The sequence below is a fragment of the Kitasatospora sp. NPDC056731 genome (assembly GCF_040687675.1).
In the GTDB taxonomy this organism is placed as follows: domain Bacteria; phylum Actinomycetota; class Actinomycetes; order Streptomycetales; family Streptomycetaceae; genus Kitasatospora.
The window spans coordinates 1-25,855 of record NZ_JBFBNR010000074.1 but is presented as its reverse complement, the minus strand read 5'-3'; the positions used below and the strand labels follow the sequence as shown (position 1 = coordinate 25,855).

20 protein-coding genes are annotated in these 25,855 nt (G+C 72.6%); 9 read left to right on the top strand and 11 right to left on the bottom strand.

All coding sequences use genetic code 11. The features are described 5' to 3' along the window. Positions 1-137: 137 nt before the first annotated feature. Positions 138-776 (bottom strand): hypothetical protein, encoded by a 639-nt coding sequence (locus AB0R04_RS37450; RefSeq protein ID WP_363378461.1) that lies wholly within the window; start codon positions 774-776, stop codon positions 138-140. Between the two features lie 559 nt (positions 777-1,335). On the opposite strand from AB0R04_RS37450, the gene AB0R04_RS37445 reads away from it, so the two are divergent. After that, complete coding sequence (locus AB0R04_RS37445; RefSeq protein ID WP_363378459.1) at positions 1,336-2,094, top strand: TNT domain-containing protein; 759 nt, start codon at positions 1,336-1,338, stop codon at positions 2,092-2,094. Positions 2,095-2,223: 129 nt separating this feature from the next. Here the strand turns inward: AB0R04_RS37445 and AB0R04_RS37440 are convergent, their stop codons facing one another. The 9 genes from AB0R04_RS37440 to AB0R04_RS37400 form a co-directional block, all read right to left on the bottom strand. Continuing rightward, positions 2,224-3,444 (bottom strand): hypothetical protein, encoded by a 1,221-nt coding sequence (locus AB0R04_RS37440; RefSeq protein ID WP_363378457.1) that lies wholly within the window; start codon positions 3,442-3,444, stop codon positions 2,224-2,226. A 122-nt stretch (positions 3,445-3,566) separates the two neighbouring features. Continuing rightward, positions 3,567-4,931: a sugar porter family MFS transporter gene (locus AB0R04_RS37435; protein ID WP_363378455.1), complete on the bottom strand. Its 1,365-nt coding sequence runs from the start codon at positions 4,929-4,931 to the stop codon at positions 3,567-3,569. A 255-nt stretch (positions 4,932-5,186) separates the two neighbouring features. Continuing rightward, entirely contained in the window at positions 5,187-6,539 is a 1,353-nt protein-coding gene (locus tag AB0R04_RS37430) for a phosphomannomutase/phosphoglucomutase (protein WP_363378453.1), read from the bottom strand. A gap of 10 nt (positions 6,540-6,549) precedes the next feature. Then, a complete protein-coding gene (locus AB0R04_RS37425) occupies positions 6,550-7,752 on the bottom strand; it encodes a glycosyltransferase family 4 protein (protein ID WP_363378451.1) in 1,203 nt (400 codons plus the stop codon). Between the two features lie 8 nt (positions 7,753-7,760). Further along, positions 7,761-8,492, bottom strand: a complete 732-nt coding sequence (locus AB0R04_RS37420; RefSeq protein ID WP_363378449.1) for an NDP-sugar synthase — start codon at positions 8,490-8,492, stop codon at positions 7,761-7,763. 11 nt (positions 8,493-8,503) lie between these two features. Beyond that, positions 8,504-9,514, bottom strand: a complete 1,011-nt coding sequence (locus AB0R04_RS37415; protein WP_363378448.1) for an NAD-dependent epimerase/dehydratase family protein — start codon at positions 9,512-9,514, stop codon at positions 8,504-8,506. A gap of 270 nt (positions 9,515-9,784) precedes the next feature. Continuing rightward, a complete protein-coding gene (locus AB0R04_RS37410) occupies positions 9,785-10,987 on the bottom strand; it encodes a hypothetical protein (protein WP_363378445.1) in 1,203 nt (400 codons plus the stop codon). 356 nt (positions 10,988-11,343) lie between these two features. Then, positions 11,344-12,744 carry a hypothetical protein gene (locus AB0R04_RS37405; RefSeq protein ID WP_363378443.1) on the bottom strand — a complete coding sequence of 467 codons (1,401 nt, stop codon included), beginning with the start codon at positions 12,742-12,744 and terminating at the stop codon, positions 11,344-11,346. A 189-nt stretch (positions 12,745-12,933) separates the two neighbouring features. Then, on the bottom strand, positions 12,934-15,189 hold the full coding sequence (locus tag AB0R04_RS37400) for an RICIN domain-containing protein (RefSeq protein WP_363378441.1): 2,256 nt from the start codon (positions 15,187-15,189) through the stop codon (positions 12,934-12,936). A gap of 242 nt (positions 15,190-15,431) precedes the next feature. Between AB0R04_RS37400 and AB0R04_RS37395 the strand changes: the two genes are divergently transcribed. The 8 genes from AB0R04_RS37395 to AB0R04_RS37360 all read left to right on the top strand — a co-directional run bounded on the left by AB0R04_RS37395 (position 15,432) and on the right by AB0R04_RS37360 (position 24,764). Next, on the top strand, positions 15,432-16,319 hold the full coding sequence (locus AB0R04_RS37395) for an SIS domain-containing protein (RefSeq protein WP_363378439.1): 888 nt from the start codon (positions 15,432-15,434) through the stop codon (positions 16,317-16,319). Positions 16,320-16,420: 101 nt separating this feature from the next. Further along, positions 16,421-17,371, top strand: a complete 951-nt coding sequence (locus tag AB0R04_RS37390) for an ROK family protein (protein ID WP_363378437.1) — start codon at positions 16,421-16,423, stop codon at positions 17,369-17,371. After that, positions 17,368-18,318 (top strand): hexose kinase, encoded by a 951-nt coding sequence (locus tag AB0R04_RS37385; protein WP_363378436.1) that lies wholly within the window; start codon positions 17,368-17,370, stop codon positions 18,316-18,318. Before AB0R04_RS37390 ends, AB0R04_RS37385 begins: the two co-directional genes overlap by 4 nt. 25 nt (positions 18,319-18,343) lie before the next feature. Beyond that, positions 18,344-19,204, top strand: a complete 861-nt coding sequence (locus AB0R04_RS37380) for a class II fructose-bisphosphate aldolase (protein WP_363378434.1) — start codon at positions 18,344-18,346, stop codon at positions 19,202-19,204. A gap of 50 nt (positions 19,205-19,254) precedes the next feature. Further along, complete coding sequence (locus AB0R04_RS37375) at positions 19,255-21,036, top strand: beta-galactosidase family protein (protein WP_363378432.1); 1,782 nt, start codon at positions 19,255-19,257, stop codon at positions 21,034-21,036. Between the two features lie 438 nt (positions 21,037-21,474). Then, positions 21,475-22,788: an extracellular solute-binding protein gene (locus tag AB0R04_RS37370; protein ID WP_063345958.1), complete on the top strand. Its 1,314-nt coding sequence runs from the start codon at positions 21,475-21,477 to the stop codon at positions 22,786-22,788. A 102-nt stretch (positions 22,789-22,890) separates the two neighbouring features. Further along, positions 22,891-23,847 (top strand): sugar ABC transporter permease, encoded by a 957-nt coding sequence (locus tag AB0R04_RS37365; protein ID WP_363378430.1) that lies wholly within the window; start codon positions 22,891-22,893, stop codon positions 23,845-23,847. Then, positions 23,844-24,764 carry a carbohydrate ABC transporter permease gene (locus AB0R04_RS37360; protein WP_363378428.1) on the top strand — a complete coding sequence of 307 codons (921 nt, stop codon included), beginning with the start codon at positions 23,844-23,846 and terminating at the stop codon, positions 24,762-24,764. Before AB0R04_RS37365 ends, AB0R04_RS37360 begins: the two co-directional genes overlap by 4 nt. Before the next feature lie 77 nt (positions 24,765-24,841). On the opposite strand, the gene AB0R04_RS37355 is transcribed toward AB0R04_RS37360, so the two are convergent. Next, the gene (locus AB0R04_RS37355) at positions 24,842-25,600 is read right to left on the bottom strand and encodes a DeoR/GlpR family DNA-binding transcription regulator (protein WP_363378426.1); all 759 of its coding nucleotides are present in this window, start codon (positions 25,598-25,600) and stop codon (positions 24,842-24,844) included. Positions 25,601-25,855: the final 255 nt, after the last annotated feature.

Sequence of the window (25,855 nt, the reverse complement as noted above, 5' to 3'; positions counted from 1 at the left end):
GATGCCCAGGAAGCTGTAGGCGAACATGGTCGACATCGGGATCACCGCGGTCCGCAGCCCGTGCTTGACCAGCGCCCGGCGGAAGCCGGCGGGACGTCGGGCGTTGCCCGGTCGGGGTGTGCTCAGGAGCGCTGGGCTCAGTAGCGCTGGGCCTTCACCACGACCGGGACCAGGGCCAGATCGGCCGGCTGGCGGCTGAAGGCGATCGGACTGGCCTTCCCGCCCGGGGCCAGGTTCTCGGCGCCGACGATCGCCGAGTCGACGGCGTGGCCCGACGCGTCGGTGAAGTCCACCTGGACCGCGTAGGACGCGGCCTCGCGGGTGCTGTTGACGATGGTCACGACGGCGGCGTGGAGGCCGCCGGTGGTGGACCGCGGCACGCCGGTCAGGGTGATGTCGGCGGTGGCGTTGCCGGGGCCCTCCACGGTCTTGAGCACCTCGGTCGCCTTCGCCCGGTTCTGCGCGGCCTGCGCGTCCGCCGATGCCTCGAACGCCGAGGCGGCGGCCGCCGCCGAGGCCGAGCGTGCGGCTACCGAGGCCGAGGCCGACTCCAGCGCGGAGGCGAAGGCGGAGGGCGGCTCCCCGGAGAAGCTCGACGGGTTGGGTGCCTCCGACAGCGTCGCCCCCGCCGCGTTCGTCGGCGTCGCGGGCCCGGAGGAGCTCCCGGATGAGCACGACGCCACGAGGAGGACGGCCGCTCCTGCCGCCGCGGCCAGGGCGGCCACGCTCCGCGGCAGCCGGGGGCCGCCGCCCTGGCTGGTGTACAGCGTACGCATCACGCACAACCCTCCGGTCATCCCGCTCATCCGTTCGGCCGTCGGTGGGCACGTGCATGCCCGCAGCCGCCCGGTTCGTGCTCTCCATGCTTTGTTCTGCACGCCCGGACCACGAGCGGTGCTGGGCCGTCCGGACGGCACGGAGCACTTTCGGCGGGCGGCGCCGGCCGGGCGACCCGCCGGGCCGTCGCCTGCCGCCACCGGCAGCAGCCGCCAGGGTGCCCCGCCGCCGAGGAAGGGGACCGCCAGGCCGTACGCCCGGATGTAGCCCGGTCGGGTTGAGCGGGGAATCGGCCGGTTCCGGGGAGGGTACGGAGTAGCGGACTTCGAAGCGGCGCCGGAAACGGCGGAGAAGTCAGGAGAACGCGGACGAGGGCGAAACCGCCGGATTTCGCATCCAACACCCGTAGTTGACGTTCCGTCCCACCGTCGGCGGCCATCGCGCACGGTGTGGGCGGTTGCTGTGTGTCGTCCCCCTCGCGGCCTGTGTCGTGTGCCTGTTCCCCCTTCCCCGCCGTGGCGCCCCCTCTGCTCCCTCCCCACGAAACCGGAGTACTGCATGCGTGTGCGAACGATGCTCGCCGCCTCCCTGGCCTGCGCCCTCCCGATCACCGGACTGACCGCCGCAGGCGGCGCCGCTGCCGCGCAGCCGGTGAACGCAGAGCCGGTGAACGCACAGCCGGTGAACGCGCAGTCCGTGCGGGCCGCGGCGGTCGTTCCCGATGACTGCCCGCCGCCGCCCGACGTCACCGATTCGCCGATGGCCGAAAAGTATTACTGCGCCCAGGAGAGATTCGGGCCGGCCGCCATCCCGAACGACGAGCCGGCCGCCACGCTGCTGAGGGGGTACCAGCGCTTCGGCGGGCTCAGTGCCAGCCACTTCGTCCAGCTGTACTACGACGCGACGGACAAGCGGTGGGCGTACGCGCCCGACCGTGGCTTCCAGAGGCTCGACGGCAAGCTCGACCAGACGGTGTACACGGTGCCGATCGGGACCAAGCTGATCCGGTTCGGCGACATCCTCAACGGCGGCGGGTACCTCGCGGATCCCGGAACGCCCTTCGTCCAGATGGCGGTCACGCCCGACGCCCTCAACGGCGGCTACCACTGCCTGTCCGCCGAGAAGGAGTTCAGGGTGCAGAAGGGGCACGTGGCCGCCTTCTACGGGATGCCCGGCGGAGGCGTGCAGGAGTGGCTCGACCAGACCCTCAAGCCCGCAGGGTTCCAGGGCGACTACAAGGTCAACAGCCTCATCGCCCAGGGCTACCTCGGCGAACTCCCGGCAGAGCGGTGCAACGTCACCCCCACCGGTTCCTGACCGGCGGCAAGCAGAGCGCCGACGGCGGCCTGCGGAGAGGCTGACGGCAACCTCTGGATCGCCCCTGCCCCCGCTGCTGCCGGGGGGTAGGGGCGACTCCGCCGTCCCCGTCGGAGCGGGGAGGTGTGGTCAGAGGAGCCGGTCGCGGTGGCGGGCGGCGGTTGCGCGGACGAGGCGGGCGAAGTTCTCGCGGCTCTGGTGCCGGTGCTGTGCGGCCCGTTCGTCGTCCAGGTCCGCGTCGTGCAGGTCCGCGTCGTGCAGGTCCGCGTCGTCCGGGCCTGCGTCGTCCGGGCCTTCGTCGTCGGTGCCGAGGTGCTCTTCGTCGAGGTCGTCGTACTCGGTGTGGAGGACCCAGCAGCCGTGGATGCCGGCGAGGAGGTCTTCGAGGAGGTCGCGGGCGGGGCGCCTGGGGTCGAGGGGGGTGAGGCGCAGGCCGGTGTCCTCCGGGTCGGTCTCCTCGTCGTCGGTGTAGTCCTCGGTGTAGTCGTCGAGGGCCCCGTCGAGGTCTTCGAGTTGTTCGCGCAGGCCGGCGGGGTCGGGGAGGAGGCCGTCGGCGATGTGGAGGGCGTGGCGGACGAGGCCGGTGACGGCGTCGTGGGGGGTGTGGCCGGCGTCGAGGAGTTCGAGGACGAGGGTCGGGGTCTGGTGCGGGAGGTCCTCGATGTTGTCGGCTTCGAGCAGGACGGCGGTGGCGTCGTGGCCGGAGGCGTCGGCGGCGACCTCGGCCGCGGCGGCGAGCCAGTGCGCGGCCGCGACGGCGGCGGCGGTCGGGTCGATGTCGGAGAAGAGGGCGAGGGAGCCGAAGGGGTTCTGCTCCAGCAGGTGGTCGGCGGCGGCGACCTGGACGGGGGAGGCGTCCTCGCGGCTGAGCAGGACGGCCTGCTGGGCGCGGCCGGTGAGGTTGCCGAGTTCGGCGCTCTCGACGGCGGTGAGTTCGGTGACGGTCTCGGCGAGGACGGCCTTCGTCAACTCGGGTTCGTCGAGGGCGTGCAGGGCGCGGCCGGCCTGGTGGGCGGATTCCAGCAGGGGACTGTAGGAGACGGTGAGCAGGCCGCCGTGGGGCAGGTTCGGTGCGGCCACGGCTTCGGCGACGTCGCTGAAGGTGTCGCGTTCCTGCTCGCGGCGCCAGCCCTCGGTGTCGGGTTCGAGGGAGCCGGCGGCGCTGGCGGGGTGGGTGTAGGTGCGCCAGGCCGCTTCCGACAGGCGGGTGAGCGCGCCGGCCAGGCGCAGGAGCGTGGCGCTGGGTGCGTCGGCCGGGAGGGCGGTGATCCGGGTGGCGAGGTCGCCTTCGCCGGTTCCCCAGGTGGCGATGAGCTCGTGCCGGTTCGGGTCGACGCTGTAGCGGGTCATGATGCCTACCTTCGGGGACGCGCGGCTGATTGCTCGGCTGACGGCAATTCTGGCGCATCGTCAGGTGGCGGCGGGCGAAGCCCACCCCGGGCGCGAGCGCGGGAGCCTCGCGCCCGGCCCGTTCACAGCAGCAGACGGCCACGGGTCTCGGGCATCCAGCGGGCCAGGGCGAGGGCGGACGCCGCGCTGATCGCCGCGTACACACCGAACGCCCCGCCGAGCGACAGCTCCTGCACGAGGGGGAGGAACGTGGTCGCCACGACGAAGTCGGTTGCCCAGTGGGCCGCGGTGGCCAGACTCATCAGCACTCCGCGGGCACCTGCCGGGTAGATCTCGGCGATGTAGACCCAGAAGACGGCGGCAGGGCCCACTGCTCCCGCCATGATGAAGACGCACAGCAGCGCCGCGGTCGGCGCCCCCGTGTGTCCGAGTGGCTGCGCGACCGCGATGCCGACGGCCGCGACCGCCATGACCAGCAGTCCTCCGATCATCGTCTTCCGGCGGCCGACCCGGTCGAGCAGAACGATGGTGACGACGGTGGCGGCCACGTTGCACAGCCCGACCAGGACGGCTCCCCGGATGCCTCCGGCAGCGGTCATGCCGCTGCCGCCCAGGATGGTCGGCACGTAGTAGATCGCGGTGTTCAGACCGGTCAGATGGACCAGGACGGCGATCGCCAGCCCCAGTGCGACCCAGCGGGGACCGGCCAGCGCGCAGGCCTGCCGGAGGCTCGCGGCGGGGGCGGCGACGGGCCGGGCGACGGTTGCGGTCGCGGAGCCGGCGGTGGGCCGGGTGGCGGTCGCCGTCGCGGGGCGGCCACCGGGTCGGACGGCTGCGCCGCCAGGGTCGGGCGGAGACAGGCGCCGGGCGGCGACTGCCGCCCGGGCGGTGTCTCCCCTGGCGTGCAGCCAGTCCGGCGATTCGGGCACCAGGCACATGCCGGCCAGCAGCACGCACGCGGGCAGGAGCCCGAGAGCGAGCATCCAGCGCCAGGCTCCCACGGGTTCCAGGAGATAGGCCACCACGTAGGACAGCAGGAGCCCGATCGTGATCATGAGCTGGTTCAGTGTGACGAGCGCGCCGCGTCGGGCGGGCGGAGAGATCTCGGAGATGTACAGCGGGACCGCGAACGAGACGGCCCCCAGGGCGAGTCCGACGAGGAACCGCCCGATGAGGAGCGTGGTGGAGCCCGAGGCCGCCGCCGAGGCCGCCGTTCCGAGGGCGTACACGGCCGCGGCGGCGCCGATGACCGGCCGGCGTCCGAACCTGTCCGCCAGCCGCCCACTGGTGAGGGCGGTGAGCGCCGCGCCGAGGAGGGCGGCCGACACGACCGCCCCCTGCTGCCACGACGACAGGGTGAAGATGTCGGCGACCAGCCGCAGGACTCCGGCGATCACCCCGATTCCGTAGCCGAACAGCAGCCCTCCGACGGAGGCGACGCACACGGTCAACAGCCGTGCGGCGCCCGGGGGGACGGGCGCCGTCATGGCGACACCCCTGCGCCGCCGTCGACATGGTCGCAGGACGGGGCCAAGTCCATGGGATGCCCTTCTTCGAAGTGCCGTAGGCAGGGGTGGGGCGAGGCCGGGTCAGGCCGCCGGTAATCCGCCGCCCACGCCGATGACCGCCCCCGGACACCGCGCCGAGGCGATCACCGGCTTCGCAATCCGGGAGCAGACTACCGGCGTCACCGGCCGACCCGGCGCAACCCGGACACTCCCCGACGCACCGTCAGAAACGTCTTACGGTCGGATCAACGCGAGGACCTCGTCCCGGAGGTGCTCCATGGTCTCCTGGTCGTGCGCCTCCACGTTGACCCGAAGGACCGGTTCGGTGTTCGACGGGCGCAGGTTGAACCGAATTCCGCCCGGCAGACCGACCGTCAGACCGTCGAGCCGGTCCGTGGTCACCCCGGCCCGGTGCCGGTAGCGCTCCTCCACCTCCCGGATCGTGGCCGCGACGTCGGCGACGACGCAGTTGAGTTCGCCGGACAGCGCGAACCGGCTGTGCGCGGCGATCACGGCGGACAGCGGCCGGTCCTGTCCACCGAGGGCGGCCAGCACGTGGAGCGCGGCGAGCATGCCGCTGTCGGCACGCCAGAAGTCCCTGAAGAAGTAGTGTCCGGAGTGCTCTCCGCCGAACACCGCGTCGTGCTGCGCCATGAGCGCCTTGACGTGGGAGTGCCCCACGCGGGACCGGAACGGGCGTCCGCCGTGGCGGCGGATGCTCCGCACCGTGGCCTCGGCGGTGATCAGGTTGTACACGATGGCCGAGCCGGGGTGCCGTGCCAGCTCCCGGCCTGCGATCAGGCTGATGACGGCGGACGGTGAGATCGGCTGACCGCCTTCGTCGACGAAGAAGCAGCGGTCGGCGTCACCGTCGAAGGCGAGTCCGACGTCGGCCCCCTGCCTGCGGACCTCGGCCTGGAGGTCGACGAGGTTCCTGGGGTCGATGGGGTTGGCCTCGTGGTGGGGAAAGGTGCCGTCGAGTTCGAAGTAGAGCGGGACGAGGTCGACGGGCAGGCCCGCGAAGACCTCCGGGGCGGTCAGGCCGGCCATGCCGTTGCCCGCGTCGGCGACGACCTTGAGGGGCCGGATCCCGGTGAGGTCGACGAGCTGCCGCAGGTGTGCCGCGTACTCCTGGAGGAGTGGTCTTTCCGTACGGGTGCCGGGGTCCGCGGCGGGTGCGGCGCGTTCCCCCGCCACGAGCCAGTCGCGGATCCGGCCGAGGCCCGTGTTCTCCCCGAGGGGGGCCGCGCCGCTCAGGCACAGCTTGATGCCGTTGTCCTTCGCGGGGTTGTGGCTGGCGGTGATCATGGCGCCGGGAAGTCCGAGCGATCCACTGGCGTAGTAGAGGTAGTCGGTGGAGCCGAGCCCGGCGTCGATGACGTCGGCACCGGCCCGGCGGGCGCCGTCGCTGAACGCCCGCACCAGCATGGCCGAGGACGGGCGCATGTCCCTGGCCACCACCACCTGCGGGGCGTTGGTGAAGCGTACGAACAGGCCGCCGACGCGTTCCGCGACCTCACCGTCGAGTTCGGTGGGGACTTCCCCGCGAATGTCGTAGGCCTTGACCAGTCGCGCGTAGTCGGACACGGTCACCCCTTCACGAGGCCGAGGCCGAGGCCGGGGCCGCGGACGCCGACTGCCGACGGCGCGCCACGGCCACCCGGTAGCCGTCCAGGGTGTCCGCGACCATCCTCCGGCTGCTGAACTCCCGTTCCGCCGTGGTGCTCGCGTTGGCCGCCAGCTCGGCGGCCAACGCCTCGTCGGTGAGCACCCGCAGTATCCCTGCGGCCAGTGCGGGCGGGTCGGCCGCCGGCACGAGCAGTCCGTCGACGCCGTCGGTGATGACGTCGCTGATGCCGATGACGCGGGTGCCGACGACGGGCTTGCCGGCGCGCATCGCCTCGACCACGCTGAACGGCAGTCCCTCCGCCAGGGAGGGCTGGACCACCAGATCCGCCGCGGCGTAGACGGCAGGCATCGCCTCGGCGCCGAAGTCCTGGCGGAGAGTGACCAGTTCTGCCACACCCTCGTGTTCGAGTCGGCCCCACACGCTCTTCTCGTACGCGTAGTCCGAGACCCTCCCCGCCAGGAGCACCCGCACCTCGGGCAACTCCGCCGTGACCAGGGGCAGCGCCGCGGCCAGGTCGAGCTGGGCCTTGCGGGCGGACATCCGGCCCGGGAGGACGATCAGCCGCTGGTCGGGGGTGACGCCGAGTTCGGTGCGCAGTGCGGAGCGCAGGTTCCGGGCCACGTCGTCCGGCGGCGCGTCGGGAACGCCGTTGTGGACGAGTCTGATGCGGTCGGCGGGGGCGCCGAAGCGGGCGGCGCGCTCGGCGAAGAAGCGGCTGGGGACGAAGTGCATGTCGACGGGGAGGGTCTGGTACGACAGGCGGCACCGGCCGTGGCCGAACCGCTCCAGGTCGGGGTTCTGCTCGTGCAGCGAGCACACCAGTGCGGCGTCCGTTTCGAGTGCCACGATGCTCGCGAGGATGAGCGTCTCATGGCTGTTGGCGTGGACGACGTCGAAGCTCTCGCCCTGGAGCACGGCCCCCAGTTCGTCGAGGACGGAGTACTGCATCTGTCGCCATCGCACCTTGTCCCGGGCGTCCACGCGGTCCGCGAAGTCGCGCAGCCGCACGACCCGCCCCGCGTCCTCCTCGCGCTCCCCGGGTAGGTCGTCCAGCCATGACCCGTCGGTCGCGATGACGACGTCGTGGCCGTCGGCCACCAGCCCTTCGCACAACAGCCGCGCATAGGTCTCGGCCCCGCCGTGCAGGGGCTCGTAACTGGAGGTCAGCATCAGGACTTTCATCGGTCCGCCCTTTCGGTGAGCCAGGGAATGAGCCCACGGCCGGCGTCCTCGCCGGCCTCGCGCAGCGAGTCGGGAGTGCCCACGTCCCGCCAGTAGCCGGTGAGCCGGTGCGCCCCCACGCGTTCGCCGGCGGCCATCAGTGCGGGGGCGAGTTCCCTGGCGTAGTCGTAGACGACGCCTTCGGGGATGTGCGCGATGATGCGGGGGTCCAGGCAGTACACCCCGGCGCTGATCCAGTGCGTCTCGTCGTCGGGGACGTCGGGCTTCTCCCGGGCGCCGCGGATCAGACCACCGGGGTCGATGTACAGCACGCCGTAGCGGCGCGCCTGCCGGATCCGCGTACAGGCGAACGTCAGGGCGTACCCTCCGCGCGTGTGCGCGTCGACGAGCCGTTGGAGCGGCTCGCCCATGATGACGTCGCAGGACGTGACGAGCACGGCGTCGAAGGCGGCGAGTTCCTCGTGGAACAGCCGTAGCGCCCCGGCGGGCCCGGTGAGGCGGGGCTCGGTCCGGGCGTGGAGGGGCACCTTCACCGTGGTGCCGTCGAGGAAGCGAAGGACCTGCTCGGCCTGGTAGTGCAGATTGAGGTAGACGTCCGTGACGTCGGTCTCGGCACACCGGTCCAGCAGGTGTCCCAGCAGCGGCTTGCCCGCCAGGGGCAGGAGCGGCTTGGGCGTCTGGGCGGTGAGTGCTCCCATCCGGCTGCCGCGCCCGGCTGCCAGGATCATCCCCGCCAGCCTCATCCGGTCTGCCCCGTCTGCCCGGTCTGACCGGTCTGCCCCGCCTCGGGCGAGGCCTCCGTCGGCAGGGGGCGTGCGGCCAGCCAGGACACGACGGAGTCGACCCCGTCCTCCAGCGTCGTCCGGGCGGTCCAGCCCAGTTGGGCCTGGGCGCGGGAGGGATCCAGGCACCCCCTGCGCACTTCTCCCGCCAGCGGCGGCCCGAAGCGGGGCGGCAGCGAACGGCCGGTCCGCTTCTCGACCGCCTGGTGGATGTCCAGGACCGAACTCTCCCCGCCCTTACCGATATTGATCAGACCGTGCCCCTGGTCCATGGCCCGCACGAACGCATCGGCCACATCGCTCACATGCACGTAGTCGCGCGTCTGCAGGCCGTCCCCGTTGATGACACAGGTCTGCCCGGAGAGCATGCGCTGCGCGAAGATGGAGACGACTCCCGCCTCACCGAACGGGGTCTGGCGGGGGCCGAAGACGTTGCCGAGGGCGAGCGCGACGTAGTCCAGGCCGTAGGTCTCGTGGTAGAGGCGCAGATAGTCGACGGCGACGGACTTGGTCAGCCCGTAGAAGGAACTGGGCACACGGCCCGCGGACTCCTTGATGGGAACCCCGTCCTCACCGGCGGGCCCGTAGATCGTCCCGCCGCTGGAGGCGAACACGACCTTGCGGCTGCGGCTGCGCCGCGCCGCTTCGAGCATCCGGACCAGGCCGATGACGTTGACCTGGGCGTCCAGCAGGGGATCCCGCATCGACACCTTCACGCTGAACTGCGCGGCCAGCAGCAGCAGCACCTCGGGCGCGAAGTCCTCCACCGCGGCCGCGGTGGACTCGTCGACCACGTCGGCCGTGAGAATGCTCAACTCGGGCCAACGGGCCTCGCTCTCGGCGAGATTGGCCCGATCGCCGGTGGAGAAGTCGTCCACCACCAGGACGCGGTGTCCCTGTGCACACAACCGGTCGACGATGTGCGAGCCGATGAACCCGCCGCCACCCGTGACGACAACCTTGCTCATGCCTTGGTCCCCTCTCGTGGTTCGCGAATGTGTGTCACACCCGGAGCGGCCTGGCCACGCGGCGGATCCGCGTGGCCACGCCGCAGCCGGACGTCGTCCTGGAGGATGTGCGGGCCGTCGGCTGCCGGGGACACGACCAGGAGCGCCGCGGTGGCGGCGGCCGTGTCCCCGGTCCGCACGACACGGTCGAGGAAGTGGCCGGGGCGCAACGCCCGAGTGGCCGTGAGTTCCTGTCCCGATGCCTTTTCCGATTTCCGGCCCTCCAGGCCCTTACGCGGCGCCCTTCTTGATGCGGTATCCGACCGCCGTCACGGGGTTGTCGACGAACATGCGGTGGACCGCCGCGTCGTCGAATCCGATGGAGAGAATGTTCTGCCGCTGCTTCTCATAACCGCTCGACCCCGCCGCCACGGCCCCGTCGTCACGCAGCCACAGCGGATTGTGGTCACTCCGGGTCAGCGGTTCCTGGGCCATCGTGGCGACCTCGGTGTGGTCGGTCAGCGCGATGAGGCGGTCCACACCCAGGTATTCGACGGTGCGCCGGCAGATTTCGAGGTCGACGTGGTACCCGTCGAAGTTGATGCACGGGTACAGGAGGGACTCGCGTGCGGAGCGCAGCATTTCGGCCGGAACAGGGCCGAGCAGTTCCCGGAGGTCGGTCTCGTTCCAGTCGGGATCGAGCACCCGCCGCAACTCGGCTTCGCGGTTGACCCGTTCCTGCGGCGTGCGCCAGGAATGCGTGAAGTTCCGCGGGGTGTCGTTGTACAGATGGTCGGTCAGGACCAGGTAGGGCGAGGAGTCGTAGCGGCTGTGCAGGAATTCGAGCACTTCCCGCAGTCGGACGGCACTGCGTTCGGGCGCCTCCCGGTGGAAGTGCCCCACGGCGATCCGGAGCCCCTGCTCGTAGAAGCTGGTGAGCAGGTCGGCGAAGGTGGGGCCGGCGTCGATGCGCTCGTCCAGGGCCATGGCGTCGGGCGCCATCACGATGTAGCGCAGGCCGAGCGGGCCGAGGGACGCGATGACGTCCCACTCCTTCGCCGACGGGAACCACCGTCCGGCCCGCGGTACCCCTCCTTGCGGCCCGAGCAGCGGGCCCTCGATCGCGAAACCGGCGATGTTGGGAACCGCGTTCGCCTGTTCGAGCCGGTGGTACTCCTGGAGGACCTCCACCAGGCGGGGGAGATTCTCCCGGCGCAGGTAGACGGTCGGCAGAATTCCGTACTCACGGGATTCCGCAGCCTTCTGGACCTCGGGGAGGTCCTCGGGTGAGATGGTCGAGAAATCGAAGTCGTCGATTCCGTGGAAGTGGTAGAGAAGGGCCTTCACTTTTACCCTCGTTCCGTCTCGGACTATTCCTTGGACGGTTGGATTGGGTGCCGTCTCGACAGATACGGCTATCGACTTCCTGAGGCTTTTCTCATTGTCACGATCGACCTCACGAGTCGTCGCCGGGAGCAGCACGTCCTGCTGCAAACTCCGTGGACTGGCCTGCGGATAGCACGGCAGCGCCAAAAGAACGGAGACTGTACGTACAAGCATCCGTCGCCCGAGGGATGTTGAAAACCAAATCCCCGACAGTGTCCTGAAGTCACTGCGGCCTGGCGCACCTTGGTGCCTTGACAGTGGCCTTACAATTCGGGGTAAGTATGTGGTGATTATGTGCTGGCGACGCCGGGCGGCAGGGTTTTCGCCCGAACGCTGTTACGGGTGTTGCCATTGTTCCTCCCCGCCGGATCATGCTTTTCGTGGCCGGGATGACCGGTGGTCCCGCCCTTCGCCGGCGGATTCCGGAACCCGCCTGGTCAGCACCCGTAACAGCCCGTCCGCCGTCAGTGCGCGAGGAGCCGGCGGAGGAAGACGTCCGGGACGTGGTTGGTGTCGCCGGGGACGAGGGTGCCGTCCTCGGAGGTGAACAGCACGGCGCTGCCGGAGGCGTCGGTGTACGGGTTGTCCGAGGTGCCGGTGCTCGCCGTGCCGTCCTCGGCCGCGCCGGCGAGTTCGACGGCTCCGGTGGCGAGGTCGCGGCGGAACACGTTCTGCCGCCCGCCGTCGACGCCGGGGACGAGGTTGCCGGCGTCGGAGACGAAGTAGACCCAGCGGTCGCCGTAGGACATGGTGCCGCGACCGGCGGAGCCGACCGTGGTGGTGCCGGGCAGCGGGGTGGTCACCCTGGCCACGGTGCCGGAGCGCAGGTCGCGGGTGTAGAGCTCCTGGTGACGGTTGAGGATCGGCCCGCCGGGCGCGTCGAGGGTGTAGACGGCGTACTGCCCGTCGGGGCTGAGGGTGGCGTCCAGGCCGGTGTTGGCGAGCTGGCCGGCGGGGTCGGTGCTCGCGCCGCTGATCACCCCGGTGTGCTGGTCGAACACGTAGAAGGGGTAGGAGGCGTGCCCGAGGATCGCGGGGGAGTCGCCGTGGTCGGCGTGGTCCCCAGGGGCTGCGGGGGCTGCGGGGGTCTGGGCGGGAGCCGGGAGCAGGTTGTACGCGCGGGACTTGAAGCCGATGACGCGGCCGTCGGCGCTGATCGAGGGCAGGTAGGAGTCGCCGTTGCCCGGCTTGCCGTTCACCCCGAGGGTGACCAGGCGGGTGGTGCCCTCCCGGCGGTCGGCGACGTAGATGTTCTCCTTGCTGAACGTGCCGACCGGCGCGAGGTCGGTCCGGGAGGAGGAGAAGGCCACGAAGCGGCCGTCCCAACTGGCCACCGCGTCACGGGAGATGCGGCCGTCCTGGCCGGTGGCGGCCGGGTCGCCGGCGGTGATCAGCTCGGTGACGCCGTCCCGGAGGTCGCGGAGGTAGACCTCCCCGCCGCTGTTGGCCTTGTGGCCGGGCAGCACGTTGGTGGCCTTGGTGTTGAACGTGACGAAGCGGCCGTCGCCGCTGATCGATGCCTGGGTGGTGGGGGCGTCGAGCTGGGCGCCGTCCGCGCCGACGCTGACGCGTTGGGTGCGGCCGGTGCGCAGGTCCCGGACGAAGACGTCCGTCGCCCCGTTGGTGTCGCCGGGTACCAGGTTGGTCGCGTCCGAGGAGAACAGGGCGTAGCGGCCGTCGGCGCTCAGCCCCAGGGCGGCGGACGCGCCGTCCGGCTGCGCGCCGTCGAGGCCGACGCTCACCCGGGTGATCCCGCCCGTGCGCGGATGCGCTTCGGCCGCTGGTGCGACGAGGCCGGCCAGTACGGCTGCGAGCAGGGCGCAGCCGCCGCGCAGCAGCCCGCGCCGGGGGTGTGTGGTGGTCATGAGGTGGGGTTCTCCCTTTGGTGAGTGACGACGGCGCGGGCGGTGCCACCCTGGTGGGTGGCACCGCCCGCACAACTGACTGGGGAGAGCCAAACGCCCGGCGGACCGGAGGTCAACGGGCCCGCTTCCGCACTGGCAGATTCTCGCCAACTGACCGAGGGGGAAGGGAGGTTGGATACTGCCGGGTGGTCAGTTGACCGCCCAGACCTGGAGGGGTGATCCGGTGTCGGGCTGCTGGGTGGTCCGGGCTCCGTCGGCGGTGGACGCGGTGGTGAGGAGCAGGCCGCTCTTCTGGGAGGTGATCCGGTAGCCGCCGGCGGCCGGGGTGAGCTGCCAGCGCTGGTTTCCGCCGCCGGTGCAGGCCCACTGGATCACCTTGGCGCCGGCGGAGGTGGAGCCGCCGTCGACGTCCATGCACAAGTGGGACTCGCCGTTGGCGATCTGGTAGCCGCCGTCCGCCTGCCGGGTGAGCACCCAGGTCTGGTTCGGGCCGCCGTTGGGGGCCCAGGTGACCAGTTGGGTGCCCTGGGCGGTGGAGTGGCCGGGGTCGTCGAGGGCCTTGCCGGCGGTGGTCAGGGTGTGGGTGCCGTCCAGCGGGGGGTTGGGCACGGTGCCGGTGGCGGTCAGGGTGAGGGTCTGCTCGCCGGGGCCGCGGGTGCCGCCGACGGGGTTGCCGGTGGTGTCGGCCCAACTGCGGGTGGGGGTGGTCTCGGTGGACCGGCTGTTGGTGGCGGAGAGGCCGAGGACGAGTCCGCTGTAGCGGTTGACCAGCTTGAACGTGCCGGTGGCGGTTCCGTCGGCGGACTTCCCGGGGATGACGAACCACTGCTGGCCGACGGTGGGCCCGCCCGGGCCGGCGGCGGTGGCGGTGGGGCGGGCGCCCCAGGCGCGGCCGGCGGTGGCGGTGGAGTCGACGCCGAGCAGGCGGCCGGTGGCGGCGTTGGCGATCCGGTAGGAGCCGTCGCCGTTGGTGGTGAAGCTCCAGGCCTCCAGGGCGGAGCCGGTGTCGGCGGCCAGCGAGGTGGTGGCCGGGCCGCCGGCGACCTGGGCGAGGACCCGGCCGTCGGCGTTGCCGATCCGGTAGGTCTTGCCGGGGTCGACGGGGGGAGCGGCGGGCGCGGTGCCGTCGATCGTCACGTCCACGTACTCGCCGGACGCGCCGTTGGAGCAGCCGAAGGCGCAGTACGAGCGGAAGGTCTTGCCGACGATCGTGGTGTTGGTGCGGTTCGCGCTGTCGAGGAACCAGCGGTACCAGGACGCGGTGTGGTAGCCGCCGGTGTCGCCGATCGGCACCCACTTCTGGCTGGCGAGGTCGGCGGTGGCGTAGTACTGCTGGGGCGCCGAGCCGCTCTGGTCGACGGCCTGCGGTTCGGCGATGTACAGCCCGAGGTAGGCGTTGTAGGTGATGTCCATGACGAACAGCGGTGAGGTGGGGGGCATCGTGCCGGCCGCGACCTGCTGGGCCACGGTGCCGGTGTTCGCCGGGTCGTACTCGTCGGCGACCGGGGTGTAGCCGGTGGGGTGGGCGGAGTCGGCGGGCACCAGGTTGCTCTCCTGGCCGCCGGTGCCGGGCTGCGACCACGCGCCGTCGTACCACTTCTGCCACGAGTCGGGTGCCATCTTGGCGGCGATCGGGGCGCGGGCGACGTGCTCGTGGAAGGCCTTCCAGCTGCCGCCCTTGTCGACGATCCGCGAGCCGTAGTAGACGTAGAAGTAGCCCGAGGCGGTGTCGACGAACAGGCGTTGGTCGCCGTCACCGTAGTCGAAGGTCTGGTTCGGGAAGGCCGCGGTGTCGCCCCGCTGGGTGCTGTACGGCGAGGTGATGGCGTGGTCCTTGATGGTCCACGTCCGGCCCTGGTCGCTGGAGACGGCGTAGTCGATGGCGTCGAAGTGGAGGCCGTCGCCGAAGGGTTGCGGGGTGAACTCGTTGTGCACCAGCCCGTACCAGTCGCCGGTGTCCGGGTCGACCCAGATGCCGGAGAGGTCGCAGTAGTTCTTCTGGGCGTAGCCCGACCCGGCGGGCGCGGAGGTCGAGGTCAGGCCGGTGGGGCTGTTGTTGCAGCGCCAGGTGGTGTCGTTGTTGCGGTCCTGGGGGTTGGCGGGGTTGACGGCGTTGCTGAGCGCGCTCGACCGGGTGGCGGAGTCGAAGTCCTTGCCGGTGAAGAAGTCCCAGTACCGCGGGTCGTTCGCGCCGTAGAGCGCGGCGGACTGCTGGAAGTAGAAGGTGCCGTCCTTGTCGGTGTACGGGACGGCGGGGGTGTCGGTGGGGTGGGCGTAGCCGACCGGCTTGCCGACGCTCACGGTGTACGGGGCGGTTGACGGGCCGCCGGCCGGGGCGGCTGACGGTTCGGGGGCGGCCGACGCGGCCGGGGCGAGGCCCGCGCTCAGCGCCAGGAGCGCGGGGGCGAGGACGGCGGCGAGTGCTCTGCGGGGTGGGGCGGACACGAGGTCTCCTTCGGTGCTGCACCGTCGGGGCGGGGGTGGGCGGTGCTGCTCGGGCCCGCCGGTCGTCGTTGGGGGCGCGACGGCCGAGCCCGGCGATGGCATGCAGTATCCGGCCTTCTTGCGCGCAACTGTCAACACCTCTGAGCAACAAATTGCGCAGACGGGTTCCATGGAGTGCTTGAAGATGCTTGAATCTGGCCAGAAAGAAGCAGGTATCAGCAACAATCAAGTGGAGGTGGCCGATGGCGACCCATGTCGAGGCCGAGATCGCCAGCCAGCCGGACTGCTGGCGCCGCGCGGCGGAAGTCGCCGCGGCGGAGTGCACGGCGCTGCCGGAGGCCGGTGAACGGGTCGCGGTGATCGGCTGCGGGACGTCGCTGTTCATGGGCCAGGCGTACGCCGCCCTGCGGGAGTCGAGCGGACAGGGCGTCACGGACGCCTTCGCCGCCTCCGAGTTCCCGGGCGTCCGCTCGTACGACCGCGTGATCGCGCTGACCCGCTCCGGCACCACGACCGAGGTGCTGGCCCTGCTGGAGCGGGTGCGCGGAAAGGTCCGCACCGCGGCCGTCACCGCCGACCCGCGGACGCCGGTGATGACCGCGGCCGACGACATCGCCGTGCTGGACTTCGCCGACGAGCGGTCCGTGGTGCAGACCAGGTTCGCCACCACGGCGCTCACCCTGCTGCGGGCCCACCTGGGCCTGCACACCGAGGCGGTGGAGGCCGACGGCCGGGCGGCCCTGGCGGAGCCGCTGCCCGAAGGCCTGGTGGACTGCACCCAGTTCACCTTCCTCGGCACGGGCTGGACGGTCGGGCTGGCGAACGAGGCCGGCCTCAAACTGCGCGAGGCCGCGCTCGCCTGGAGCGAGGCGTACCCGGCGATGGAGTACCGGCACGGCCCGATCAGCATCGCCGCGCCGTCCACCGCCACCTGGATGCTGGGCGCCGCACCGGTGGGCCTGGCGGAGCAGGTCCGGGGCACCGGCGCCCGCTGGATCGAGGGCCGGCTCGACCCGCTCGCGGAACTGGTGCGCGTCCACCGGCTGGCCGCCGCGCTGGCCGCCGCGAAGGGCCTGGACCCGGACCAGCCGCGCAACCTGACCCGGTCCGTGGTGCTCGCCGACTCATGACCGACCAGCCTCGGCTCACGACCGACCAGCCTCGGACCACGACCGACCGACCTCGGCCCTCGACCGGCCGGCGTCAGCCCGTGCCCGACCGGCGTCAGCCCATGACCGGGCAGCGTCTGGTCGTCGCCGTGGACGTCGGCGGCACCGGCATCAAGGCCGCCCTGCTGGACCGGGAGGCGGCCGTCCGGCACCAGGCGTGGCGCGCCACCGGGCGGGAACGGGGCCCGGAGGCCGTCGTGGCCACCGTCGTCGACCTGGTCGCGGACGTGCGGCGGGAGGCCGGGCGGCAGGGCGCGGAGGTCGACGTCGTCGGCCTGGCCGTTCCCGGCATCGTCGACGAGGCCACGGGGACGGGCGTCTACTCCGCCACGATCGGCTGGCGGGACGTCCCGTTCCGGGACCTCGTCGCCGAGCGCACCGGCCTGCCCGTGGCCGTCACCCACGACGTGCGCGCCGGCGGCGTGGCCGAGGCCCGGCTCGGAGCCGGGCGCGGCGAGGAGCGCTTCCTGTTCGTCCCGGTCGGCACGAGCATCGCCGCCGCCGTCATGACCGGCGGCCGCGCCCTGCCCGGCGCGCACCACCGGGCCGGGGAGATCGGCCACCTCGTGGTGCGCCCGGGCGGGGAACCGTGCGCCTGCGGGGCCCGGGGCTGCGCCGAGACCTACGCCTCGGCGGCCGCCGTGGCGCGGCGCTACACCGAGGCCACCGGCCGGCCCGCCCTCGCACCGGAGGTGGCACGGCTGGCCGCCGAGGGGGACGGGGCGGCCGGCGCCGTCTGGCAGGAGGCGGTCGACGCCCTGGCCGACGCCCTGCTGACGGCCGCCCTGGTGCTGGACCCGCCGCTGGTCGTGCTGGGCGGGGGCCTCGCCGAGTCCGGCGACCTGCTGCTCGCCCCGCTGGCCGCCGCCCTGGCCGAGCGCGCCCGGATCCAGGTCGCGCCGCGCCTGGTGCCCGCCGCGCTCGGGGACCGGGCCGGCTGCCTGGGCGCCGGCCTGCGCGCCCTGGACGCGGCGGCCGGCCGAGCGGCCCCGGAAGGGAGCCCGGCGCCGTGATCGTCACCGTGACCCCGAACCCCGCCCTGGACATCACCTACGGTGTGCCGGCGCTGCGCCCGCACACCAGCCACCGGGTGGCCTCCGTCCACGAACAGGCCGGCGGCAAGGGCGTGAACGTGGCCCGGGTGCTGCACGGCCTCGGCCGGCGCACCACCGCCGTCCTGCCGCTCGGCGGACCCACCGGCGCGGTGCTGCGGGCCGACCTCGACCGGGCCGGCATCGCCTGCCTGGGCGTCCCGCTCGCCGCCGGCACGTCGACCCGGCGCACCGTCGCCGTGGTCGACGCCGTCGACGCCACCGTGCTGAACGAGCCCGGACCGGAGCTCTCCGCCGAGGACTGGACGGCCCTGCGCACCGCCGTCCGCGGTCTGCTCCCCACCGCCCGGGCCCTGGTGCTGTCCGGGAGCCTGCCGCCGGGCCTGCCGGGCGACGCCTACGCGGACCTGGTCCGCCTCGCCCACGACCAGGGCGTGCCGGTCGTCCTGGACGCCGACGGCGCCGCGCTCACCGGGGCACTGGCGGCCGGGCCCACGGCCGTCAAGCCGAACGCGGTCGAACTGCGCCGCGCCACCGGCATCGCCGACCCGCTCCGCGCGGCACACGCCCTCGTCGACGCCGGCGCCCGGGCGGTGGTCGCCTCGCTCGGCCCCGACGGGCTCCTCGCCGTCACCCCGGACGGCAGCTGGCGGGCCCGGCTGCCCCCGGAGGCCGTCGTGCGGGGGAACCCGACCGGCGCGGGGGACGCGGCGGTCGCGGCGCTGGCCGCGGCCCTCGCCGACCGCACGCCGTGGCCGGCGGCGCTGGCCCACGCGGTGGCCCTGTCGGCCGCCGCCGTCCAGGCCCCGTACGCCGGCCGGTTCGACCCGCAGGCCTACGACGGCCACCTCCCGCTGGTCCGGGTCACCCCGGCCACGCCCTTCGCCGGCTCAGCTCCTTCCGACTGAACAGCCCCACCCGACAGGAGAGTTCATGCCCCTGGCAGCCACCGGCGGCCTCGTCGCCCGGGCCGCGGCCCGGCACGGCGCCGTCGCCGCCTTCAACGTCATCACCCTGGAGCACGTCGAGGCCGTCGTCTCCGCCGCCGAGACCGCCGGCACCGCGGTGATCCTCCAGGTGAGCGAGAACGCGGTGCGGTTCCACGGCGGGCGGCTGGCCCCGCTCGCCGCGGCCGCCGTGCGCTGCGCCGAGCCGAGCACCGTCCCGGTGGCGCTGCACCTGGACCACGTGAAGACCGGCGTCCTGCTCCGCCAGGCCGCCGAATGCGGGTTCAGCTCGGTGATGTACGACGCCGCGCACCTGCCCTACGCGGAGAACGTCGCCGCCACCCGCGAGGCCGCCGTCTGGGCGCACGGCGCCGGGCTCTGGCTGGAGGCCGAACTCGGCGAGGTCGGCGGCAAGGACGGCCGGGGGCCGCTGGACGCCCACGCACCGGGGGCCCGCACCGACCCCAAAGAGGCGCGGCGCTTCGTCGAGGAGACCGGCGTGGACGCCCTCGCCGTCGCCGTCGGCAGCTCCCACGCGATGACCTCCCGCGACGCCAGGCTCGACCACGACCTGCTCGCCGCCCTGCACGCGGCCCTCGACGTCCCGCTCGTCCTGCACGGCTCCTCCGGGGTCCCCGACGACGAACTGCGCCGCGCCGTCCACGGCGGCATAGCCAAGGTCAACATCGGCACCGCCCTGAGCATCGCCATGACGACCGCCGTCCGGTCCCACCTGGCGGCGGACGAGCGGGGCGTCGACCCCCGCGCGTACCTGGCCGCGGGCCGCGGGGCGATCACCGAGGCCGTCGGCCGGCTCCTGCCCGTCGTCGCGGGCACTGCCGGATGACCCGGCCCCGGCCGACACCGTCCCCCGAACCACCCCCTCAAGGACCACTCATGCTCCAGATCTCCCGGACCGGGTTCACGCTCGACGGGCGCCCCCTGCGCCTGCTCTCCGGCGCCCTGCACTACTTCCGCAGCCTGCCCGGGCAGTGGCCGCGCCACCTGCGGATGCTGCGGGCGATGGGGCTCAACACCGTGGAGACGTACGTCCCCTGGAACCTGCACGAGCCCCGCCCCGGCACGTACGACTTCACCGGCATCGCCGACCTGGAGGCCTTCCTGCGGGCCGCCGCGGACGCCGGACTGCACGCGATCGTCCGCCCGAGCCCCTACATCTGCGCCGAATGGGAGAACGGCGGCCTGCCCTGGTGGCTCCTGGCCGAACCGGGCACGGCGGGCCGCGGCCTGCCGCTGCGCACCGGCGACCCGCGCTTCCTGGCCCACGTCGACCGCTGGTACGACACGCTGATCCCGATCCTGGCGGCGCACCAGACCACCCGCGGCGGAAACGTCCTGATGGTCCAGATCGAGAACGAGTACGGCTCCTACGGCACCGACCGGGCCTACCTCGCCCACCTCGCCGACGGCCTGCGCGCCCGCGGCATCGACGTCCCGCTCTGCACCTCCGACGGGCCGGAGGACTTCTTCCTCACCGGCGGCGCCCTTCCCGGCCACCTCGCCACCGTCAACTTCGGCAGCCGCGCCACCGAGGCCTTCGCCGAGCTGCGCCGCCACCGCCCCCAGGACCCGCCGATGTGCATGGAGTTCTGGAACGGCTGGTTCGACCACTGGGGAGAGCCGCACACCACCCGCCCGGCCGAGGACGCCGCCGAGGCCCTGCGGGAGATCCTGGCGGCCGGGGCCTCCGTCAACCTCTACATGGCCCACGGCGGCACCAACTTCGGCACCTGGGCCGGCGCCAACACCGCCGACCCGCGCACCGGCCGGGGCTACCAGCCGACCGTCACCTCCTACGACTACGACGCCCCGCTGGACGAACGAGGCGCCCCCACGGCCAAGTTCCGGGCCTTCCGGGAGGTCCTGGCGGCGTACGCGGACGGCCCGGTGCCGGAGCCCGAGGAGCTCCCGGCCACGCTGCCGGCGTGCCGGGTGGAGCTCGACCGGTCCCTGCCGCTGGCGGACGTGGTGGACCAGCTGTCCACCGGCGAGGTCCGCTCCGCCGTCCCGCTCTCCTTCGAGGAACTCGGCCTCCCGCACGGCCTCGTCCGCTACCGGACGACCATCCCCGGCCCGCGCGCGGCGTACCCGCTGACCGTCGAGGGGCTCGCCGACCGGGCCCACGTCCGCGTCGACGGCGCCCACCTCGCCACCCTGGAGCGCGACGTCGAGCACGAGCCCCTGCTCGTCCCGGTGCCCGGCGCGGGTGCCCGGCTGGAACTGCTGGTCGAGTCGATGGGCCGGGTCAACTACGGCGCCGGGATCGGCGACCGCAAGGGGATTGCCGGGGCCCTGCACACCCAGCAGTACCTGCACGGGTGGACGGCCGACCCGATGCCGCTGGCCGACGGGACACCGGACCGGCTCCCCTGGGACGCGGCCGTCGCTCCGGCCGCCGGCCCCGGAGCGGCCTTCCACCGCGGCGCCTTCGAGGTCGGGGAGCCCGCCGACGGCTACCTGGCGCTGCCGGGCTGGGGCAAGGGCTACGTCTGGGTCAACGGCTTCCTGTTGGGCCGCTACTGGGACCGCGGACCGCAGTGCACGCTCTTCCTGCCCTGGCCGGTTCTGCGCAGCGGGACGAACGAGATCACCGTCCTCGAACTCGACGGGTCCGGCGACCCCGCCGTGCACCTGGTGGCCGGGCCCGACCTGGGCTGACGCTCCGTGCACCCGGCCCGTCGCCCGGCCTGCCGCCCGGCTCTCCGTGCGACGGGCCGTGTCGAAACCGAGACCGCTTCGTGCTCCGAAGCCCTAGGAACCTGCTCGATATTGAGCAATACTCATCCGAACTGCGCACCATAGAGCAGGCGGTGGTCCGATGGGCACGCGACCACCGACACCCGGACCGGGCCCGGACCAGGACCCGGCCCCGGAGCCGGACTCGGCCCGGTGAGGAAGCCGCCGACGCGCGGCGGCACTCCCGGCCGGCCCCAGAACCTCCGGAACCCGGGCACCCTGCCGACCCCCACCGCACCCCCACCCCCACCCTCACCGCACCGCACCCTCACCGCACCGCACCCGCTCGCGCCGGCCGCCGTCCACCCGACACCGCGCCGCGCCGGCCGAGGGCCAGTACACGTAAAGGACGAGATCCTCATGGCGAAGACACGAATCCGCACCCGCCTGCTGGCCGCCGCCGCCACGCTGCCGCTGCTCGCCGGCATCGCGGCCTGCGGATCGGGCGGTGACGGCGCCTCGGGCGCCGGAGGGTCCGCCGAGGTCACCTTCTGGGGCTGGGCGCCGGGCTATGAGGAGGCGGTGGCCCAGTACAACGCGGCCCATCCGGACGCCAAGGTCAAGTTCGAGAAGATCGTGTCGGGCAGCAAGGGCGGCTACGCCAAGATCTTCGCGGCCGTCAAGGCCGGCAACGCCCCCTGCCTGGCCCAGGTCGGCTACGAGTCGCTGCCCAGCTTCGTCGTGGAGGGCGCCGTCCAGGACGTCAGCGGCGAGGCCGGGCAGTACCAGTCGCAGTACGGGGACGGCGCCTGGAACGCGGTGAAGGTCGGCGGCCAGGTGTACGGCATCCCGGTCGACGTGGGCCCGATGGCGCTCTACTACCGCACCGACCTGTACGCCCAGTACGGCCTGAAGCCGCAGGCCACCTGGGAGGAGTTCGCCGCCGACGCCGCCAAGGTGCACGCCACCAACCCCAACGGGTACCTGAGCGTGTTCAACCCGGACGACCCGTGGTGGTTCGCCGGCATGTCCGCCCAGGCCGGCGGCAGTTGGTTCGGCACCGACAGCAAGGGCTGGAAGGTCTCGCTCGCGAGCGACCCGGCCACCACCAAGGTCGCGAAGTACTGGCAGGGCCTGATCGACCAGGGCCAGGTCAAGTCCGAGCAGGGCTTCAGCCCCGACCTCTACAAGGACCTCCAGGACGGCACGCTCGCCGCCTACCCCGGCCCGGTCTGGTTCTCCTCCATCCTCGAACAGAACGCGGCGCAGGCGTCCGGCAAGTGGGCGGTCGCCCCGATGCCGCAGTGGCAGGGCGGCGCCAAGTCGGTCGGCAACGACGGCGGTTCGTCCACCGCGGTGGTCAAGGGCTGCAAGAACACCGCCGCGGCGCTGCGCTTCGCCAACTGGATGAGCACGGACGCCGCCGCCGTCGGCACCCTCGTGGACAAGGCCGGCATCTACCCCGCCTCCACCAGCGGCACGTCGGCGCCGGCGCTGGCGAAGCCGAGCGCCTACTTCGGCAACCAGCCGATCTTCGATGTCTTCAAGCAGGCGACGGCGCAGGCCCCCAAGTGGAGCTGGGGCCCGACCATGACCCAGACCTCCAGCGACCTCACCGACGCCTTCGGCGCGGCCGTCGCCGCCCACGGCGACCTGACGGCGGCGCTGGGCACGGTGCAGAACAAGACCGTCGACGCGATGAAGTCCAAGGGGCTGACGGTCACCGCCGGCTGACCGGCTGACCGGCTCGCCGGCGGACCCCGCGCGGTCCGCCGGCCCGGGTGTGCCCGACACGCCCGAGGGACCGACCACCGCCCGCACGAGAGAGAACCCCAGATGAGCGCAGCAACCCCGGCGGCGCCGGGCCGCACCGCCCCGAAGGCCGCCACCGCACGACGGACGCCGTCCCGCAACCGCGCGGCCCTCGGCTTCCTGGCCCCCTTCGGCCTGCTGTTCACCGTCCTGTTCCTGCTGCCCATCGGGTACGCGCTCTGGCAGAGCCTGTACCGCGTGGAGCGCTCCGGCCTCGGCTTCGGCCCGGCCAGAACGGTCTTCGCGGGGCTCGACAACTACACCGCGGCCCTGGGTGACGGCTCGTTCCTCGCGGGCGTCGGCCGGGTGCTGCTCTTCGGCGTGGTCCAGGTCCCGGTGATGCTCGGACTGGCCCTCGGCCTCGCCCTGCTGATCGACGCCAAGGGCACCCGGCTGCGGAAGTTCTTCCGGCTCGCCTACTTCCTGCCGTACGCGATCCCGGGCGTCGTGGCCACCATCCTCTGGGCGTTCCTCTACCTGCCCGGCACCAGCCCGCTCGTCGCCGGGCTGCGGGACATCGGCATCGACGCCGACTTCCTCTCCTCCGGCACCGTCCTGTGGTCGATGGCCAACATCGTCACCTGGACCTGGACCGGCTACAACATGCTGGTCATCCTCTCCGCCCTCCAGGCCATCCCCAGCGAGCTCTACGAGGCCGCCGACCTCGACGGCGCCGGCCCCTGGCGGACCGCCTGGCACATCAAGATCCCGCTGGTGGCCCCCGCCCTGGTGCTGACCGGGATCTTCTCCATCATCGGCACCCTCCAGCTCTTCACCGAGCCGATGGTCCTGCACTCGCTGGCCTCGACCGTCTCCGCCGACTACACCCCCAACATGGCGGCGTACAACGCGGCGTTCGGCACCAACGACTACGGTAAGGCGGCGGCCATCGCCGTCCTGCTGGCCCTGGCCACCTGCGTCCTGTCCTTCACCTTCCTGCGCCTCTCGGTGCGCATCACCGGAAACCGGGTGACCGCATGAGCACCGCCGACCTCCGCCGCCGCCCCGAGACCGCCCGCCCGGCGCGCCGCCGCCCGGCCGGGCCCGCCCACCCGGGTGCCCCCGGCCGCCGGCCGCGCCCCAACGTCCTCGGCACGGCCGTCCTGTTCGTGCTCTCCGCCTACTTCCTGCTGCCCGCCTGGTGGCTGCTGGTGGCCTCCACCAAGAGCAGCAGCGACCTCTTCGGCAGCGGCGGCTTCTGGTTCTCCACCCTCCACCTCGGCGACAACCTGCACGACCTGGCCACCGCCAACAACGGGCTCTACTTCCGCTGGCTCCTCAACACCGTGCTGTACGCGGGCGTCGGCGCCGCGGCCGCCACCCTGCTCGCGGCGATGGCCGGCTACGCGCTCACCAAGTACCGGTTCCGGGGCCGCGAGGCGGTGTTCAACACGATCCTCGCCGCGGTGCTCGTCCCCGCGCCGCTCCTCGCCCTGCCGGTCTACCTGCTGCTGTCCAAGGCCCATCTGGTCAACACCGTCTGGGCGGTCCTGCTGCCGAGCATGGTCAGCCCGTTCGGCGTCTACCTCAGCCGGATCTACGCCGCCGCGTCCGTCCCGGACGAGATCCTGGAGGCCGCCCGGATGGACGGGGCGGGGGAGTTCCGGATCTTCTTCACGGTGGTCCTGCGGATCTTCTCGCCGGCGCTGGTGACCATCTTCCTGTTCCAGTTCACCACCATCTGGAACAACTTCTTCCTGCCGCTGGTCACGCTCTCCGACCAGAAGCTCTGGCCGGTCAACCTCGGCCTCTACTACTGGAACGGCCTGCGGGACCACACCCCGTACAACCTGGTCGTCACGGGCTCGCTGGTCTCGGTCGTCCCGCTGGTCGTGGCCTTCCTGCTGCTGCAGCGGTTCTGGCGCACCGACCTGACGGCGGGCGGCGTCAAGGCCTGAAACGGAGCCGCCGGGCCTGAACCGGGGCCCTGGGACGTGGCCGGTGGATCAGGCCGCGCCCCGGGGCCCGTCGGCGGTCAGGCCCGCCGGACCCGGACGCCGCAGCCGGTGACGGCCCGCTGCTGCGCGTCCGTCAGGCCATCGTCCGTCACCAGGTCGTGGACGTCGGAGAGCGGGCAGATCCGGGCGAAGGTGACCTTGCCGACCTTGGTGCTGTCGGCCAGCACGACCGAGCGCGCGCTGCTGCGCAGGAACGCCCGGTCGGTCTGGGCCTCCATCTCGTCGTGCGTGGTGCAGCCCTCCTGCGCCGTCAGGCCGTCGACCCCGATGAAGGAGATGTCCAGGTGGTACTGCGAGAGCATCCGGTCGGCGGCCGGACCGACCAGTTCGTAGCTGGCCGTGCGGGCGATGCCGCCGATCACCACGAGGCGCACCTCGGGGCGGACGATCAGGTCGGCGGCGATGTTCACCGCGTTGGTCACGACGGTGATGCCGGTGCGCTCGGCGAGCACCCGGGCGAGCTCGCTGGTGGTGGTGCCGCCGCTGAGGCCCACCACCGCGCCCTCCGGCACGAGTTCGGCGGCCGCCAGGGCGATCCGGCGCTTCTCCTCCCGCTGCTTCTCGCCGCGGTGGCGCAGCGGCAGTTCGAGGTTGACCGAGCCGGTCACCGCGCCGCCCCGGGTGCGGTGCAGCAGACCCTGTTCGTGGAGCTCCTGGAGATCGCGGCGCACGGTCGCGGTCGAGACGTCCAGGAGTTCGGCGAGCGCGTGCACATCGGCGCTCCCCGCTTCGGTGACGTGCGAGAGGATCCGGGTGGCGCGATCAGCTTTGAGCATGACGCGATTCTAGCCCGGTCCGGAGCCAAACCCCTGGGTGGCGCCGGGTCGGACTGATTTCGGCGAGCAGGTCGTAGGTCTGGTCGTCCGCTCGAATCTGACTATCATGGCTATGAAACAAGCAACTTCACTCAGTTCTACGGCTGCCCGGAGCAGCGCCGGAGGTGACCGCGTGACCACCGCGGACCGTGACCGTACCGCACTGGCCGGCGCCCGGCTGGTCCTGCCCGGCGGCGTCGTCGAGGGCGGCCGCCT

Bases quoted from the DNA above. Each gene is read 5' to 3' on its own strand.
- AB0R04_RS37450 (WP_363378461.1), bottom strand. From the start codon at position 776: ATGCGTACGCTGTACACCAGCCAGGGCGGCGGCCCCCGGCTGCCGCGG.
- AB0R04_RS37445 (WP_363378459.1), top strand. From the start codon at position 1,336: ATGCGTGTGCGAACGATGCTCGCCGCCTCCCTGGCCTGCGCCCTCCCG.
- AB0R04_RS37440 (WP_363378457.1), bottom strand. From the start codon at position 3,444: ATGACCCGCTACAGCGTCGACCCGAACCGGCACGAGCTCATCGCCACC.
- AB0R04_RS37435 (WP_363378455.1), bottom strand. From the start codon at position 4,931: ATGACGGCGCCCGTCCCCCCGGGCGCCGCACGGCTGTTGACCGTGTGC.
- AB0R04_RS37425 (WP_363378451.1), bottom strand. From the start codon at position 7,752: ATGCTGACCTCCAGTTACGAGCCCCTGCACGGCGGGGCCGAGACCTAT.
- AB0R04_RS37420 (WP_363378449.1), bottom strand. From the start codon at position 8,492: ATGATCCTGGCAGCCGGGCGCGGCAGCCGGATGGGAGCACTCACCGCC.
- AB0R04_RS37415 (WP_363378448.1), bottom strand. From the start codon at position 9,514: ATGAGCAAGGTTGTCGTCACGGGTGGCGGCGGGTTCATCGGCTCGCAC.
- AB0R04_RS37405 (WP_363378443.1), bottom strand. From the start codon at position 12,744: ATGACCACCACACACCCCCGGCGCGGGCTGCTGCGCGGCGGCTGCGCC.
- AB0R04_RS37395 (WP_363378439.1), top strand. From the start codon at position 15,432: ATGGCGACCCATGTCGAGGCCGAGATCGCCAGCCAGCCGGACTGCTGG.
- AB0R04_RS37390 (WP_363378437.1), top strand. From the start codon at position 16,421: ATGACCGGGCAGCGTCTGGTCGTCGCCGTGGACGTCGGCGGCACCGGC.
- AB0R04_RS37380 (WP_363378434.1), top strand. From the start codon at position 18,344: ATGCCCCTGGCAGCCACCGGCGGCCTCGTCGCCCGGGCCGCGGCCCGG.
- AB0R04_RS37375 (WP_363378432.1), top strand. From the start codon at position 19,255: ATGCTCCAGATCTCCCGGACCGGGTTCACGCTCGACGGGCGCCCCCTG.
- AB0R04_RS37370 (WP_063345958.1), top strand. From the start codon at position 21,475: ATGGCGAAGACACGAATCCGCACCCGCCTGCTGGCCGCCGCCGCCACG.
- AB0R04_RS37365 (WP_363378430.1), top strand. From the start codon at position 22,891: ATGAGCGCAGCAACCCCGGCGGCGCCGGGCCGCACCGCCCCGAAGGCC.
- AB0R04_RS37360 (WP_363378428.1), top strand. From the start codon at position 23,844: ATGAGCACCGCCGACCTCCGCCGCCGCCCCGAGACCGCCCGCCCGGCG.
- AB0R04_RS37355 (WP_363378426.1), bottom strand. From the start codon at position 25,600: ATGCTCAAAGCTGATCGCGCCACCCGGATCCTCTCGCACGTCACCGAA.